Origin of the sequence: Streptomyces sp. NPDC050549 (assembly GCF_040655035.1) — a bacterium.
Taxonomy (GTDB): Bacteria; Actinomycetota; Actinomycetes; order Streptomycetales; family Streptomycetaceae; genus Streptomyces.
This window is the reverse complement of record NZ_JBFAJD010000048.1, coordinates 1-15,349: the sequence shown is the minus strand read 5'-3', so window position 1 is coordinate 15,349 and position 15,349 is coordinate 1. Positions and strand designations below refer to the sequence as shown.

Genomic DNA, 15,349 nt, shown 5'->3' with positions numbered 1-15,349 from the left:
GCCCCATGGACAGCCGTACGGACAGCACATTCGACAGCCAGGGCGCCGGGATCACCGTTCAGCGGGCGCTGGAGCTGCCCGGGCTGCGCAGCGGCCTGCCGGAGATCCTGGCGGGCGCCGACCGGCTGCAGCGGACCGTACGGTGGGTGCACGCGGGCGAGGTCCCGAACATCGCCTCCCTCCTCAAGGGCGGCGAACTGCTCCTGACCACGGGTTACGGCCTCGGCACCCGCCCGGCGGAACAGCGCGCCTTCGTCCGCACACTCGCCGAGCGGGGCATCGCGGCCCTGGTCGTCGAACTCGGCCCGCGTTTCACCCGTCTCCCCGCCACCCTCGTCGAGACGGCGCGCGCGACCGGTCTCCCCCTCGTCCAGCTGCATCGCGAGGTGCCGTTCGTGGCGGTCACGGAGGAGATCCACACCGAGATCGTCAACGGCCACTACGCGCTGCTCCAACAGGCCGAGGAGGTCCACCGCCGCTGCACGGAGGCCCTGCTCGGCGGCGGTGGCATCCCCCAGGTCCTGGGCATCCTGGCCGACTTCAGCGGCAACCCGGTCTTCCTGGAGACCCCGGACGGCCAACTCCTCTACGCCGCCGGGTCCGGGCCCGAGGGCGCCGACCCGCTCCAGGTGTGGGAGGGGCTGCGCGGCCAGCACAAGGACGGCTCTCCGCCCGCCGGTTCGGTGCTGGTGGACGTGCCCGGCGGCGGTCCCGGCACGGGTTCGGTGCGGGCGCGGATCGTGCTGCTTCCGGTGCGGGCGCCGCTCGCCCCGGTGCACCGCATCGCCGCCGAACGGGCCGCGGGCATCCTCGCCGTGGTCCTGATGCAGGCGCGCCAGGAGGAGGAGCTGGCGGCCCGCGGACGCGGCGACTTCCTCACCGACCTCGCCGAGGGCCGCATCGCCGCCGAGGACGCCCCGGCCCAGGCCCGCGTACTGGGCTTCAAGCCCGGCACCAGCCCGCTGCTGCCCGTGGTGATGCGCCTCGGCGACGCGCTGGCCGCGCCCGGCGGCGGCTGGGCGGTCCTGGCCCGCGCGGTCGCCGAGGAGCTGGCCTCGGTGGGGGTCCCGGTCCTGCTGGGCGTACGACCGGTCGAGGGCCGCGTCCCCCTCCTGCTCGGTCTGCGCTCGGAGTCGGAGCGGTCGGCGGTCGCGGACCGGGTCGCCGCGGCGCTGCGGGCGGGCGTGGAGCGGGCCGGGATGCAACGCCCGGGCGCACAGCCACCGATCGTGGTCGTCGGGGTGGCCGGCGGCTGGGCGGCGGCGTCGGCGGGCCTGCGGCACGCGGCCGAGACGGCGACGGCGGCTCAGGGCCTGTCCGACCGCCCCTGGTACGACGCCCGGCGCCTGGACATCGAACTGCTGCTGTGGCGGCTGCGCGACCATCCCGACCTGGCGGCCTTCGTGGGCCGCGCGATCGGCCCGCTCCGCGACCACGACAGCCGCTCCAAGCCGCCCCTGCTGCCCACCCTGGAAACGTACTTGGCGCACGCGGGCCGCAAAGCGGAGACGGCCCGCGAACTGCATCTCAACCGGCAGACGCTCTACAACAGGCTCGCCCGCATCGGGGAGTTGCTGGGCACCGACCTCGAAGACCCGCAGACGGTACTGGCGTTGAGCCTCGCGCTGCGGGCCCGCAGGCTCGTGCCCTAGGACCGCGCTCAGGCGAACGGCAGAGGCTGGGTCAACTCGTCGTAGACGCTGAGGACTTGGGCGACGGTCTCGTCCTCGGTGGGCCAGGTGGACGCCTGCCGGATGCCCTTCTCGCGGAGGATCTCCTGGCGTTCGGGGTCGCGCAGCAGACGGGTGACCGCGTCGGAGAGGGCCTTCGCATCGCCGTAGGGCACGAGTTCGGCGGCGTCGCCGACGAGTTCGGGGATGCCGCCGACGGCGGTGGCGACGAGCGGGACGCGGGCGTGGAGGGCCTCCTGGGCGATCACCGAGCGGGACTCCCAGCTGCTGGGCAGGAGCGCGAGGTCGGCGGCGGCGAGCAGTTCGCCCACGTCGTCGCGGCTGCCGACGAGCCGGACCGGCAGTTCCTCGTCCTCGATCCGCCGCTGCAGCTCGGCCCGCAGCGGCCCCTCCCCCGCGATCACGAGCAGCGGTGTCGGATCGAGGCGGCACCAGCCGCGCGAGGCGTCCAGGAGGGTGTCGTAGCCGCGCTGCCGGTCGAGCGAGCCGACGGCGACGAGCAACGGGCGGGCGGTGGCGCCGAGTTCGGCGCGCAGCTTGGGGCGCAGCCGGTCCGGATCCTCGTACTCGACGGCCCGGCGCGACCCCGGCAGCGCGACGGCGGCGAGCCGCGCGTCACGGGCGCCGGTCCGGCGCGCCCTGTCGACGAGATCGGACGTGGCCCCGAGCACCACGACGGCGGCCTTGACGACCCGCCGCTCCAGCAGCCGCAGCAGATGGGCGCGTGCTCCTTCGGCGTGGGCGCGGTCGTGCCAGGTGACCACGAGGGGCGTACGACGGCCGCTGAGCGCGAGGACGGCGCGGAAGGAGGCGTGCAGTCCGTGCGCGTGCACCAGGTCGGCGTCAGCGCAGGCGGCTCGCAGCGCGGCCACGGAGGACGGGTCGCTGCTGCGCGGGACGTGCACGTGTTCGGCTCCGGCACCCGTGAAGTCGTAGGTGTGATCCGCCTCGACGGGGGCGCACACCGTGACCCGCACGCCCCGCGCGACGAGCCCGGAGGCCAGGGAGCGCACATGCGCGCTGCTGGCGGCGTTGCCCCCGCCGAGCACCTGCACGGTGCGCAGCGGCGACTGGCCGTGCGGTGAGTGGCTGCTCACGGGGGTCACGTGGCCGGGGCTCCTGGTTCGGCGACGGGCGGTCACGAAGAAAGTACAGAAGGATCGTGCGGTGGGGGTGTACCGCACGCTTCCTACGCGTTCCAACTCAAGGATGCCAGTACGTACGGGTGTTCCGGCAACGCGGAAAAGCCCGGAGGCCGTGCGGGAGGGCAACACGGGCCGGGCATGTCACCCGTACGAGTGAGGAGCGCGCGCCTCCTGAACGGCGCGCCCGCCCTAGCCGTCCGCCCGTGCCGTCGCCAGCAGCTCCTCCGCGTGGGCCCGGGCCGTCTCCGAGTCCTCCTGGCCCGCCAGCATCCGGGACAACTCCCGTACCCGGTCCTCGCCTTCGAGGACCTTCACGCCCGAGCGGGTCACGGACCCGTCGTTGGTCTTCTCGACCAGCAGCTGCCGGTCGGCGAAGGCGGCGACCTGGGGCAGGTGGGTGACGACGACGACCTGCGCGGTCTTCGCGAGCTTCGCGAGCCGCCGTCCGATCTCGACCGCCGCCTTGCCGCCGACACCGGCGTCGACCTCGTCGAATAGGTACGTCGGCACGGGATCCGTGCCCGCGAACACGACCTCCACGGCCAGCATCACGCGCGACAGCTCACCGCCGGACGCACCCTTGGCGATGGGCCGCGGCGGAGCACCGGGATGCGGGGCGAGCAGCAGCTCGACCTCGTCGACGCCCGAGGGGCCGTAGGCGACCGTGCGCCCGCCGACCTCGACTCCCTCCGGGTCCTCGGTCTGCCGGATCTCGAACGACACGCGCGCGTGCGGCATCGCGAGGGAGGCGAGTTCGGCGGTGACCGCCGCCGCGAACCGCTCGGCGGCCTCCGTCCGCGCGTCGGTCAACGCCTGCGCGAGACCCCCCAGTTCGCCCCGCAGCGCGTCCCGCTCGGCGGTCAGCTCGTCGATCCGCTCGTCGTCGCCGTCAAGTTCGGTCAGCCGCGCGGCGCCCTGCTCGGCGTAGGCGAGCACGGCCGCGATGTCCTGCCCGTACTTCCGCGTGAGCCCGTTGAGAGCGGCCCGCCGCTCCTCCACGGCGGCCAGCCGCAGCGGATCCGCGTCCAGGTCGTCGGCGTAGCCCGCCAGCTCCCCCGCCACATCGCCCAGCAGGATACCGATCTCACCGATCCGGTCGGTGAGCGAGGCCAGCGCCGAGTCGTGCGACCGCACGGCCTCCAGGGCCCGCTGCGCACCCGCGACGAGGGTCGCCGCGTCGATGCCCTCGGGGTCCTCGGGGTTGCCGGCGAGCGCGGCATGGGCGACCGTCGCGGCGGACGCCAGCGCCTCCGCGTGCCCGAGCCGCTCGGCCTCGGCGGCGAGCTCGACGTCCTCCCCGGCACGCGGCTCCACGCCCGCGATCTCGTCGAGGCCGTAGCGCAGCAGGTCGGCTTCCTGGGCCCGCTCACGCGCGCGCGTGGTGATCTCGTCCAGCTCGACGGCGACGGCCCGCAGCCGCCGGTACGCCTCCGCGTACTTGGCCAGCGGCCCGGTGACGGCGTCCCCGGCATACCGGTCGAGCGCCTGCCGCTGCCGGGACTGTTTCAACAGCCCCTGCTGATCGGTCTGTCCGTGCACCGCGACCAGTTCGTCCGCCAGCTCCGCGAGCACGCCCACCGGCACGGAACGGCCGCCCAGGTGGGCCCGGGAGCGCCCTTCGGCGGAAACGGTACGGCTGATGAGCAGCGTCCCGTCGTCCAGCTCGGCACCGGCCTCCTCGGCGCGCAGCACGGCGGAGCCGCCCGGAGGGACGGAGATCCGCCCCTCCACGACCGCGTTCTTCGCCCCGATCCGCACCAGCGCCGGGTCAGCCCGGCCCCCGAGCAACAACCCGAGACTGGTGACGACCATGGTCTTGCCCGCACCCGTCTCACCCGTGACAGCGGTGAACCCCGGCGACAGCTCGACGACAGCGTCGTCAATGACTCCGAGCGACCGTATCCGCATCTCTTCCAGCACGGTGAAGACCTTACGAGGTAGGGCGGGAGAAGCGCGAGGCACCCTGTCACCCGGGGGAGTGTCCCCACGCACTCGTGCTACTGAGGAGCCCCCCGCCACCCCGAGACAGGCAGAGCGAACTTGGCGACAAGCCGATCGGTGAACGACGCATGGTGTAGTCGGGCAAGCCGCACAGGCACAGCGCCCCTACGTACCTCGACCCGGGCCCCGGCAGGCAGTTCGACAGTCCGCCGCCCGTCGCACCACAAGACCCCCGGAGGGATGTGCGGCAGCACCTCGACGGCAAGCACCGAATCCGGCGACGTGACCAACGGCTTCGCGAACAGCGCATGCGCACTGATCGGCACCATCAGCAACGCCTCCACCTCGGGCCACACCACAGGCCCACCCGCGGAGAACGCATAGGCCGTGGACCCGGTGGGCGTGGCACAGACGATCCCGTCGCACCCGAACCCCGTCACCGGGCGCCCGTCGATCTCCAGCACGACTTCCAGGAGCTTCTCGGCGCCGGCCTTCTGCACCGCCGCCTCGTTCAGCGCCCAGTCCGTGTGCACGATGTTGCCGTTCTTGTGCACGACGACATCGACGGTCATCCGCTCCTCGACCTCGTAGGCCCGGGTGACCACCCGGTCCACGACCTTGTCGAGATCGTCCCGCTCGGCCTCCGCGAGGAATCCCACGCTGCCGAGGTTGACGCCGAGCATCGGAACTCCGGACGCCCGCGCGAACTCCGCGCCGCGCAGCAGCGTGCCGTCACCGCCGAGGACGATGAGCAGTTCGCAGCCCTCAAGGCACTGCGGGGTGGCCTCGGTGACCGTCTCCACCTCGTCGGGCAGCGGCAGGTCGCGTGCCTCGTACTCCAGGACGCGCACCCCGATGCCGGACTGCAGGAGCCCCTTGACCACCAGTTCGGCACTCCGGATCGCCGCGGGGCGACCCGTGTGCGCGAGGAGGAAAACAGTACGAGCTCGGTTCTGTGTCAACGCGGCCCCTCCGCCACTGCACGGTCAACATCGGCCGGGTCCAGTTCGGGTGCCCCGGCCCGCAGCCACAGAAAGTACTCGACATTCCCGGACGGTCCGGGCAGCGGGCTGGCCGTCACGCCCCGCACCCCGAGCCCCAGTTCGGCGGCCCGCCGGGCGACTCCGCGCACGGCCTCGGCCCGTAGTTCCGGGCTGCGTACGACACCGCCGCTCCCCAGCCGTTCCTTCCCCACCTCGAACTGCGGCTTGACCATCATCACCAGGTCCGCGTCCGGCTTCGTGCACCGCACCAGGGCGGGCAGCACCAGCCCGAGCGGGATGAAGGACAGATCCCCCACGACAAGATCCACAGGCTCCCCATCGATCGCTTCAAGCGTCAACTCGCGTACGTTCGTACGGTCCTTGACGGTGACGCGTTCATCGCTCTGCAGAGACCACGCGAGTTGTCCGTACCCGACGTCGACCGCCACGACCTGCGCGGCACCCGCCCGCAGCAGCACATCGGTGAAGCCTCCGGTGGACGCGCCGGCGTCCAGCGCCCGCCGCCCCTCGACCGCGAGCCCCTGCGGCACGAAGACCTCCAGGGCACCCGCGAGCTTGTGGCCGCCCCTCGACACGTAGTCGGGGTCGTCGTCATCCGCCACGACGACGATGGCCGCCGCCGTCTCCACCTGGGTGGCGGGCTTGGTCGCGACGGTCCTGCCGACGGTGACCCGCCCTGCGGCGATCAACTGGCTCGCGTGCTCCCGAGAGCGCGCGAGCTTCCGCCGCACCAGCTCGGCGTCGAGACGGCGGCGTGCCACTCCTGCCACGTTCGGTTCAGCTCCTATTGCCATACGTCAATCGATGGGGGTGATCCGAAGGATCTCATTGTGGGGTGGTGGTCGGGTGACGGGTGGGAGCCGGAGGTCCCGGGCGGGCGTCGAGCGCGGTGAGCGCGTCGCGCAGCCCCCGGTGTACATCCTCGTACACCTCGACATGGCCGTCCGTGGCGAGGTGGTCGGTGTCCGCAAGCCGCCCGAGCTGAGCGTCGACGTCGGCGTTGCCGCTCGGGGTGCGGTCCACGTTCAGCGGGGCGGGGGCGGCGGGGTCGTACGTGGGCTCCGCCTCCGGTACGGCCTCGGCCGGGGTCCCGGCCTCGGCCTCGGGAACTGAGTCGCTCATGCCCAGACGCTACCCCGAAGGCCTGGGGTACCGTCGATCACGATGGCAACGATCCAGGAGTGCCGCGCCGCACTCGAGAAACTCTCGGACAACATGCAGAAGGCCGACGGCAATGTCCGCGCCGCCGCGGCCATGGACCGTTCGGTCAGCTGCCGGATCACCGATCTCGACGTCACCTTCGTCGGCCGGCTGACCGGCGGCCGGATCGTTGTGGACGAGACCGTGGAGGGCCTTCCGCCGGAGAAGGCCCAGATCAGGCTGACCATGGCCGGCGACGAGCTGGTGGCCATGGTCAACGGAGGCCTGAACTTCGCGAAGGCCTGGGGCTCGGGCCGGGTGAAGCTGGAGGCCAACGTGTTCGACCTGTTCCGCCTCAGGAAGCTTCTGTAGCGGCCACCTTTTGGTGGTCGGTCCGCGCCCGTGCCCTGCGCGCCGCCGGCACCACCAGTGGCGTCCCCGTCTCCGGGTCGTCGATGACCTGGCAGCGCAGCCCGAAGACCTCCTCGACCAGCTCGGCCGTGACGATGTCGTTCGGCGCGCCCTCCGCGATGACCGCGCCCTCCCGCAGTGCGATGAGGTGAGTGGCGTACCGGGCCGCGTGGTTGAGGTCGTGCAGCACCGCAACCAGCGTGCGGCCCTGCTCCTCGTGCAGTTCGGCGCAGAGGTCGAGGACGTCGATCTGGTGCTGGATGTCCAGATAGGTGGTCGGCTCGTCGAGCAGCAGCAGGGGCGTCTGCTGGGCCAGCGCCATGGCGATCCACACGCGTTGCCGCTGCCCGCCGGAGAGTTCGTCGACATAGCGGTCGGCGAGTTCGGCGACACCGGTCTGTGCCATCGACTCCTGTACGACCCGTTCGTCCTCCTGGGACCACTGGCGCAGGAGGCCCTGGTGCGGGTACCGGCCGCGGCCCACGAGGTCGCCGACAGTGATCCCGTCGGGCGCGATGGACGACTGCGGCAGCAGGCCGAGCGTCCGCGCTACCTTCTTCGCCGGCATCGACTGGATGACCTGCCCGTCGAGCAGCACCCGGCCCTCGCTCGGCTTCAGCATCCGCGACAGGGCCCGCAGCAGCGTGGACTTGCCGCACGCGTTCGGGCCGACGATCACGGTGAAGGAGTTGTCTGGGATCTCCACCGACAACTCGCGGGCGATGACGCGCTGGTCGTAGGCGAGGGTGACGTTCTCGGCGGACAGGCGCTTCACGGTGCTCCTTCGGTTGTTCAGCCCGCTGCTTAGGCCGCACTGGTTGCTCTGGTTGCTCATATCCGGCCCGCCCTGCGCTCGGTGACCAGGAGCCACAGCAGGTAGACCCCGCCGAGGACTCCGGTGACCACGCCCACGGGCAACTGGTCGGCGCCGAAGGCCCGTTGAGAGGCCCAGTCGGCGGTGACCAGCAGGGTGGCGCCCATGCACAGCGAGGGCACCAGGTTCGGGCCCGGCGAGCGGGTCAGCCGCCGGGCGAGCTGCGGCGCCGTGAGGGCGACGAAGCCGACGGGTCCCGCGGCGGCGGTCGCGGCGGCGGTGAGCAGCACGGCGGCCACCATCAGCAGCAGCCGCACCCGCTCGACCCGCACCCCGAGGGCGTACGACACGTCGTCGCCCATCTCCATCATCCGCAGCCCGCGCGCGTTGGCGAGGACGAGCGGCAGCAGCACGGCGCACAGGCCGAGCAGCGGCCAGACCTGGGTCCAGTCACGGCCGTTGAGGGAGCCGGTCATCCACACGACCGCGCGGGCGGCATCGACGAGGTCGGCCTTGGTGAGCAGATAGCCGTTGACCGCGGTGACGACGGCCGAGACGCCGATGCCGACCAGGACGAGGCGGTATCCGTGCACCCCCTGCTTCCAGGCGAGCAGATAGATCGCAAGCCCGGTCACCAGACCGCCGACGAGCGCCCCGAGGGTGACGGCGGTCGCGCTGCCGGAGAACAGCACGATCATGACGAGCGCCCCGGCCGTCGACCCCTGTGAGAGGCCGAGGACGTCCGGACTGCCCAGCGGATTGCGGGAGATGGACTGGAAGAGCGCACCTCCGAGCCCGAGCGAGGACCCGACCAGCAGCCCGACGAGGACCCGGGGCAGCCGCAGCTCGTTGACGATGAACTCCTGGCCCGCGTCACCGCCCCCGAACAGCGTCCTGAGGACGTCACCGGCCGGGATCGGGAAGTCGCCGGTACCGGTCAGCACGACACTCGCGGCGAGCGCGCAGACCAGGAGAAGGACGACGACGGTGACGGCACGGAGGTCGAGACGGAGGGAGAGACCGCCGGTACGTACGGCCTTGGTACGAAGCACTCGAGTGGGTGTGGCCTTCACAGCTGGGCCGTCCTCCGCCGTCGTACGAGAAAGATGAAGACCGGACCGCCGATGACCGCGGTGACGATGCCGACCTGCAGCTCCGCGGGCCGCGCGATCAGCCGGCCGAGCACGTCGGCGCCGAGCAGCAGCACGGGCGACAGGATCGTCGCGTACGGCAGGATCCAGCGCAGGTCGGGGCCGGCGAAGGAGCGCACCACGTGCGGCACCATCAGGCCGACGAACACGATCGGTCCGCAGGCTGCGGTCGCGGCCCCGCACAGCACGGTCGCGGAGAGCATGGCGAGCGCCCGGGTCCGGTTGAGGTCGGCGCCGAGGGCGCGGGCTGTGTCGTCGCCCATCGCCACCGCGTTCAGCGGCCGGGCCATGAGCAGCGAGACGACCGTGCCGACCGCGAGGAACGGCGCGACCTGGGTGATGGTCGAGCCGGTGGCCGAGGCCAGTGAACCGACCGTCCAGAAGCGCATCTTGGAGAGCGCCGCGTCGTCCATGATCATGACGGCCTGGAGATAGCCGTAGAGCGCGGCGCTGATCGCGGTGCCGGCGAGGGCGAGGCGCACGGGGGTGGCACCCCGGCTGCCGCCGAGGAACCAGACCAGCGCGCCGACCACCGCCGCGCCCGCGAAGGCGAACCAGACATAGCCGCTCAGCGAGGTGACACCGAAATACGTGATGGCGGTGACGACCGCGGCCGAGGCGCCGGCGTTGATGCCGAGCAGCCCCGGGTCCGCGAGCGGGTTGCGGGTGAGCGCCTGGAGGACGGCCCCGGAGAGGCCGAGCGCGGCACCGGCGAGCAGTCCGAGAACCGTACGGGAGATCCGGTCGCCGACGACGACGTCCGCGTACGTCCCCGAGTCATGGAACAGGCCGTGCCACACATCCCCCAACGGCAGAGATTTCGCGCCGATCGCGACGCTCGCCAGGGCGACGAGCAGCAGGAGCGCCACGGAGACGAAGAGCCCAAGGACTCGTACCGCCCGGCGGGTTGGGGGCGCGGGGGCGGTCTCCGCGCGCTCTTCTGGGGGACTGTCGACCAACACGAGGTTAGGTTAGCCTACCCTCGCACACCCCTTCGCGGTCGAGTCGGGCTCACAACCCCAGCCGCGCCAGCGCCTTCTCCGCGTCGAGCACGCAGGAGCCGTCCCCCGCCGCCGTCCAGGCCGCCGCGCAGAGCGCCCGGAGTCCGTCCAAGGGCTCGCCCTCACCGTCGAGTTCCAGCCGCTCCCGACCCGCCGTCGCCGTCCAACCCCCGCACCGGAAGCCGTCTCCCGCCCCGGTGACCTCGGGCTGCCCGGTGAGCATGCCCCGCAGATCAGCGTCGACATACGTCGGCCGGTGCTGCGGCGGCGCGGCAAGGAGCTGCGCTCCGTCTGTCACACCCGTCAGAACAAGCAGCGAGTCGACCTCCCCGTTGAACGCCCCCTCGATGTCCGTGTCCAGCCGGTCCCCCACCACCAACGGCCGCTCGGCGCCCGTCCGCAGGATCGTCTCCTTGTGCATGGGCGGCAACGGCTTCCCCGCCACCTGCGGCTCGGCCCCGGTCGCTATCCGTACGACCTCCACCGCGGCGCCGTTGCCCGGCGCGATGCCGCGCGCGCTCGGGATCGTCAGATCGGTGTTGGACGCGAACCACGGCACCCCGCGCGCGATCGCGTAGCAGGCCTCCGCGAACCTGGACCACACCAGGTCAGGCCCGCCGTAACCCTGCACCACCGCCACCGGGTCGTCGTCGGCCGAGTCGACGGGCTCAAGTCCGCGCTCGCGCAGCGCGACCCGCAGTCCCTCCCCGCCGATCACCAGCACCCGGGCACCGGCCGGCACCTGCTCGCTGATCAGCCGGGCGACGGCCTGCGCGGAGGTGATGACGTCGTCCGCGCCGGTCGGTATCCCCAGCTCGGTGAGATGCTCGGCCACCGCGTCCGGCGTCCGCAGCGCGTTGTTGGTGACATAGGCGAGACGCATCCCGCCCGCGCGGGCGGTGGCGAGCGAGTCGACGGCATGAGCGATCGCGTTGCCCCCCGCGTACACCACCCCGTCGAGGTCGAGCAGCGCCGTGTCGTACGCCTCGCTCAGGGCCCGGCCACTGCCCTCGGGACTCGTCCTGACGCTCTGGCTCATTCCACATCGCTCCTCGTTCGATCGCTTTCACCCGATGATCCCGCACGCCACTGACACACGTACGATGCCGGGATGAACACCGCAGGTCACTCGGAAGCAACGGAGCGCCGAGGCCTGGAACTCACCCCGTTCCGAGGCCTCCGCTACGACCCAGACCTGGTCGGCAGCCTGGCCGCCGTGACGTCCCCACCGTACGACGTCGTCGTACGCCCCGACGGTCTGCACCACCTCCAGGATGCCGACCCGCACAACATCGTCCGCCTGATCCTCCCGCAGGCCGTCACCCCCAGTGCCCGCAACGAACAGGCCGCCGACACCCTGCACCGCTGGCTCTCCGAGGGAGTCCTCACCACCGACCCCGAGCCAGGCCTGTACGTCTACGAACAGCACGACGGCAACGGCCTGTTGCAGCGCGGCGTCATCGGCGCCCTGCGTCTGACGGACCCGTCGGAGGGCGTGGTCCTGCCGCACGAGGACGTCATGCCGCATGTGATCGCGGACCGCGCGGCCCTCATGCGGGCCACCTCCGCCAACCTCGAACCCCTGCTCCTCACCTACCGGGGCAACGGCTCACCGGCGGACACGACGACGATCGTCGAGCGCATCGCCGAGCAGCCCCCACTGCTCTCGACGACCACGGAGGACGGCTACAGCCACCGCCTCTGGGCGGTCACCGACCCCACCGACCTGACCCGCATCCAGACGGACCTGTCCCACCACCAGGCCCTCATCGCCGACGGCCACCACCGCTGGGCGACCTACCGACGTCTACGCGCGGAGCACCCCTCCCCCAGCCCTTGGGACTACGGCCTGGTCCTCCTCGTCGACACCGCCCGCTACCCGCTCCGCGTCCGCGCGATCCACCGCCTCCTGCACGGCGTCCCGGTCGCCGACGCCCTGGCCGCCCTCGACGGCCTGTTCCGCGTCCAGCACCTGGAAGTGCCCCTACCGGAAGCCCTGGAGGCCCTCGCCGACGCGGCCTGTGCGGGCAACGCCTTCCTCCTCGCCGGCGACGGCACCTTCCATCTGGTCGACCGCCCGGATCCGGACCTCCTGGCCCGTACGATCCCCGCCGACCGCCCCGCCGCCTGGCGCACCCTGGACGCCACGGTCCTGCACGCCACCCTCCTGGACCACGTCTGGCTCATCCCCGAGGACGACCCGGCCCACATCGCCTACATCCACGACACCACCGCCACCGTCAGCAAGGCCGAACGCGACGGCGGTACGGCCGTGCTGATGCACCCCGTGCGCGAGGAGGTCGTACGCGACCTGGCCCGCCAGGGCGTCACGATGCCCCGCAAGTCCACGTCCTTCGGCCCGAAGCCTGCGTCGGGGCTGGTGCTGCGCGCACTGGAGCCCTGAGACACCGGGAACGCGAAAAGGGCGGGACCCCGGTGCCGGGGTCCCGCCCTCTCGTCATTGCTGACGTGCGTTGCCGTCAGTCCTTGTCGTCGGCCTTGTCGTCATCCTTGACCTCGACGACAGGCTCGGCCACGGGCTCCTCGTCCTCGTCGTCTTCGATGTCGTCGTCTTCGTCGTCGACGTCCACCTCGTCGGCTACGGAGGCCTCCGCGTGGGGCTCGACCTCGTCGTCGATCTCGGAGTCGGCATCGGAGTCGGCATCGGTGTCGGTGTCGGTCTCGTCCTCGTCGGCCTCGTCGTCCTCGACCTCGACGAACGCGTCGACGAACTCGACACCGTCCATCTCGGCGAGCCGGTCCGACGCGTCCGTGCTGCCGTCCTTGTCGGACTCCACTGCCTTGGCGAACCACTCCCGCGCCTCGTCCTCACGCCCGGCGGCGAGCAGGGCATCGGCGTAGGCGTACCGCAGTCGCGCGGTCCACGGCTGCACGGTGTTCGAGGCCAACTCGGGGCTCTGCAATGTGACGATGGCCGCGTCGAGCTGGTCCATGTCACGCCGGGCGCCGGCCGCGACGAGCCGCATCTCGACCTGCCCTGCCTTGTCGAGCTTGTGCACCTCAGGGGCCCCGGCCATCTCCAGCGCCTTCTCCGGCCGCCCGAGCCCACGCTCGCAGTCGGCCATCACGGGCCACAGATCCACGCTGCCGGTCATCCGCCGCGCGGCCCTGAACTCTGCCAACGCCTCGCTGTACTTCTGGTTCGCGTACGCGGCGAACCCTGCCGCCTCACGTACGGCGGCGACGCGCGACGCCAACCGCAGGGCGATCTTGGAGTAGGCGTAGGCACCCTCGGGGTCCTCGTCGATGAGCCGGGCGACCATCACCAGGTTCTTCGACACGTCCTCCGCGAGCCCCTTCGGCAGGCTCAGCAGCTCCTGGCGTACGTCCTTGTCGATCTCATCGCCCGTGACGTCCTCGGGGATCGGCAGCCGCTTGATCGGCTCCCGCTCGCGGTCACGCTCCCGGTCGTCCCGGAACCGGCCGCCACCGCGCCTGTCGTCGCCCCCGTCCCTGCGGTCATCACGGCGGGGGTAGCCGCCACGGTCGTCGTCGCGCCGGAACGCCGGACGGTCACCACGGCTGTCGTCGCGCCGGAAACCACCGGGACGCCCACCGCGCTCGCCACCACGGTCATCACGACGAGGACCGGCCGGACGGTCGTCGCGGCGGGGGGCGGCGGAACGGTCGTCGCGGCGGGGGTAACTGCCGCGCTCACCGCGGTCGTCGTCACGGCGGAAGGCCGGACGCTCGCCCCGGTTGTCACGGTCGTCGCGACGGAACGGCGGACGCTCACCACGGTTGTCATCACGACGGAAGGGCGGACGCTCACCCCGGCTGTCATCACGACGGGGACCGGCCGGACGGTCGTCGCGACGGGGGTAACTGCCACGGTCACCGCGGTCGTCATCCCGCCGGAAAGCGGGACGGTCGCCGTCACGGCGGTCGTCCCTACGGTCATCACGGCGGAAGGGCGGACGCTCGCCGCCCCGGTTGTCGCTTCGGTCGTCGCGTCGGAACGCGGGACGCTCACCACGGCTGTCGTCACGGCGGAAACCACCGGGACGCCCACCGCGCTCGCCACCACGGTCATCACGACGAGGACCAGCGGGACGGTCGTCACGACGCGGACCCGCAGGCCGGTCATCGCGACGCGGGCCGGCGGAACGGTCGTCCCGCCCACGGAACCCACCGCGATCGCCACCACCGCTACCACCACGATCGTCACGGCGAGGGTAGCTGCCGCGCTCACCGCGGTCGTCGTCACGGCGGAAGGCCGGACGCTCGCCGCGGTTGTCACGGTCGTCGCGACGGAACGGCGGACGCTCACCGCGACTGTCGTCACGACGGAAACCACCACCGCCACCGCGATTGTCATCCCGTCGGAACGGCGGACGCTCACCCCGACTGTCATCGCGCCGGAAGCCACCGCGATCGCCACGGTTGTCGTCGCGACGCTCGCCGCCACGGTTGTCGCTTCGGTCGTCGCGTCGGAACGCGGGACGCTCACCACGGCTGTCGTCACGGCGGAAACCACCGGGACGCCCACCGCGCTCGCCACCACGGTCATCACGACGAGGACCAGCGGGACGGTCGTCACGACGCGGACCCGCAGGCCGGTCATCGCGACGCGGGCCGGCGGAACGGTCGTCCCGCCCACGGAACCCACCGCGATCGCCACCACCGCTACCACCACGGTCGTCACGGCGAGGGGCACCGCCACGGTTGTCGTTACCACGATCGTTGCTACGACTCGGGCCTCCGCGGTACCCGGCACGGTCGCCGCGGTCACCACTGTCCCGTCGCCGCTCGTCGCGCTCCGGTCGGTCCTCGGGAGAGTTGGTGGACATCGGTGACTCCTGTCTTCGGTACCGCAAGTCATTCTCGCGCAGCCAAGTACTCGGCGCGCTCCGGGCTGCGCTTGTGCTCAAAACAAGAAAAAAGAAAGGACCCCTGGTCCCAGCGTGAACGCTGGGACCAGGGGTCCTCCAAAGATTGTTCGGCGGCGTCCTACTCTCCCACAGGGTCCCCCCTGCAGTACCATCGGCGCTGTAAGGCTTAGCTTCCGGGTTCGGAATGTAACCGGGCGT

Annotated in this window: 14 protein-coding genes and 1 rRNA gene; 3 read left to right on the top strand and 12 right to left on the bottom strand. The window is 71.9% G+C overall.

Annotated elements, in window-relative coordinates; translation table 11 throughout:
• The first annotated feature begins 5 nt into the window (after positions 1-5).
• On the top strand, positions 6-1,652 hold the full coding sequence (locus tag AB0I51_RS41755) for a PucR family transcriptional regulator ligand-binding domain-containing protein (RefSeq protein ID WP_362983618.1): 1,647 nt from the start codon (positions 6-8) through the stop codon (positions 1,650-1,652).
• A gap of 8 nt (positions 1,653-1,660) precedes the next feature.
• Here the strand turns inward: AB0I51_RS41755 and AB0I51_RS41750 are convergent, their stop codons facing one another.
• From AB0I51_RS41750 to AB0I51_RS41730, 5 genes are all read right to left on the bottom strand, one after another.
• Positions 1,661-2,797 carry a glycosyltransferase family 4 protein gene (locus AB0I51_RS41750; protein ID WP_362983615.1) on the bottom strand — a complete coding sequence of 379 codons (1,137 nt, stop codon included), beginning with the start codon at positions 2,795-2,797 and terminating at the stop codon, positions 1,661-1,663.
• A gap of 228 nt (positions 2,798-3,025) precedes the next feature.
• On the bottom strand, positions 3,026-4,744 hold the full coding sequence (gene recN, locus AB0I51_RS41745) for a DNA repair protein RecN (RefSeq protein ID WP_362983698.1): 1,719 nt from the start codon (positions 4,742-4,744) through the stop codon (positions 3,026-3,028).
• Between the two features lie 89 nt (positions 4,745-4,833).
• Positions 4,834-5,739: an NAD kinase gene (locus AB0I51_RS41740; RefSeq protein ID WP_019059337.1), complete on the bottom strand. Its 906-nt coding sequence runs from the start codon at positions 5,737-5,739 to the stop codon at positions 4,834-4,836.
• The gene (locus AB0I51_RS41735) at positions 5,736-6,551 is read right to left on the bottom strand and encodes a TlyA family RNA methyltransferase (protein ID WP_362983613.1); all 816 of its coding nucleotides are present in this window, start codon (positions 6,549-6,551) and stop codon (positions 5,736-5,738) included. Before AB0I51_RS41735 ends, AB0I51_RS41740 begins: the two co-directional genes overlap by 4 nt.
• A 55-nt stretch (positions 6,552-6,606) precedes the next feature.
• The gene (locus tag AB0I51_RS41730) at positions 6,607-6,903 is read right to left on the bottom strand and encodes a hypothetical protein (RefSeq protein WP_362983611.1); all 297 of its coding nucleotides are present in this window, start codon (positions 6,901-6,903) and stop codon (positions 6,607-6,609) included.
• 42 nt (positions 6,904-6,945) lie between these two features.
• Here AB0I51_RS41730 and AB0I51_RS41725 point away from each other — a divergent pair, with 42 nt between their 5' ends.
• The gene (locus AB0I51_RS41725) at positions 6,946-7,293 is read left to right on the top strand and encodes an SCP2 sterol-binding domain-containing protein (RefSeq protein ID WP_362983609.1); all 348 of its coding nucleotides are present in this window, start codon (positions 6,946-6,948) and stop codon (positions 7,291-7,293) included.
• Here the strand turns inward: AB0I51_RS41725 and AB0I51_RS41720 are convergent.
• Genes AB0I51_RS41720 through AB0I51_RS41705 form a run of 4 tightly spaced genes read right to left on the bottom strand, consistent with a single transcriptional unit; the run spans position 7,277 to position 11,337 of the window.
• Entirely contained in the window at positions 7,277-8,167 is an 891-nt protein-coding gene (locus tag AB0I51_RS41720; protein ID WP_362983608.1) for an ABC transporter ATP-binding protein, read from the bottom strand. The genes AB0I51_RS41725 and AB0I51_RS41720 overlap by 17 nt on opposite strands.
• Positions 8,164-9,219, bottom strand: a complete 1,056-nt coding sequence (locus AB0I51_RS41715; RefSeq protein WP_362983607.1) for an iron chelate uptake ABC transporter family permease subunit — start codon at positions 9,217-9,219, stop codon at positions 8,164-8,166. Before AB0I51_RS41715 ends, AB0I51_RS41720 begins: the two co-directional genes overlap by 4 nt.
• The gene (locus tag AB0I51_RS41710) at positions 9,216-10,259 is read right to left on the bottom strand and encodes an iron chelate uptake ABC transporter family permease subunit (protein ID WP_362983606.1); all 1,044 of its coding nucleotides are present in this window, start codon (positions 10,257-10,259) and stop codon (positions 9,216-9,218) included. Before AB0I51_RS41710 ends, AB0I51_RS41715 begins: the two co-directional genes overlap by 4 nt.
• 49 nt (positions 10,260-10,308) lie before the next feature.
• Positions 10,309-11,337, bottom strand: coding sequence for an HAD hydrolase-like protein (locus AB0I51_RS41705; protein WP_362983605.1), 1,029 nt, complete (start codon positions 11,335-11,337; stop codon positions 10,309-10,311).
• 72 nt (positions 11,338-11,409) lie between these two features.
• Here AB0I51_RS41705 and AB0I51_RS41700 point away from each other — a divergent pair, with 72 nt between their 5' ends.
• Positions 11,410-12,702 carry a DUF1015 domain-containing protein gene (locus AB0I51_RS41700; protein ID WP_362983604.1) on the top strand — a complete coding sequence of 431 codons (1,293 nt, stop codon included), beginning with the start codon at positions 11,410-11,412 and terminating at the stop codon, positions 12,700-12,702.
• A gap of 76 nt (positions 12,703-12,778) precedes the next feature.
• Here AB0I51_RS41700 and AB0I51_RS41695 read toward each other — a convergent pair whose 3' ends face one another.
• From AB0I51_RS41695 to rrf, 3 genes are all read right to left on the bottom strand, one after another.
• Positions 12,779-13,690 (bottom strand): hypothetical protein, encoded by a 912-nt coding sequence (locus AB0I51_RS41695; protein WP_362983696.1) that lies wholly within the window; start codon positions 13,688-13,690, stop codon positions 12,779-12,781.
• Positions 13,627-14,982, bottom strand: a complete 1,356-nt coding sequence (locus AB0I51_RS41690; RefSeq protein ID WP_362983709.1) for a hypothetical protein — start codon at positions 14,980-14,982, stop codon at positions 13,627-13,629. The genes AB0I51_RS41695 and AB0I51_RS41690 overlap by 64 nt, the downstream gene beginning before the upstream one ends.
• Positions 14,983-15,256: 274 nt before the next feature.
• Positions 15,257-15,349 (bottom strand): 5S ribosomal RNA (gene rrf / locus AB0I51_RS41685); the annotation flags it as partial.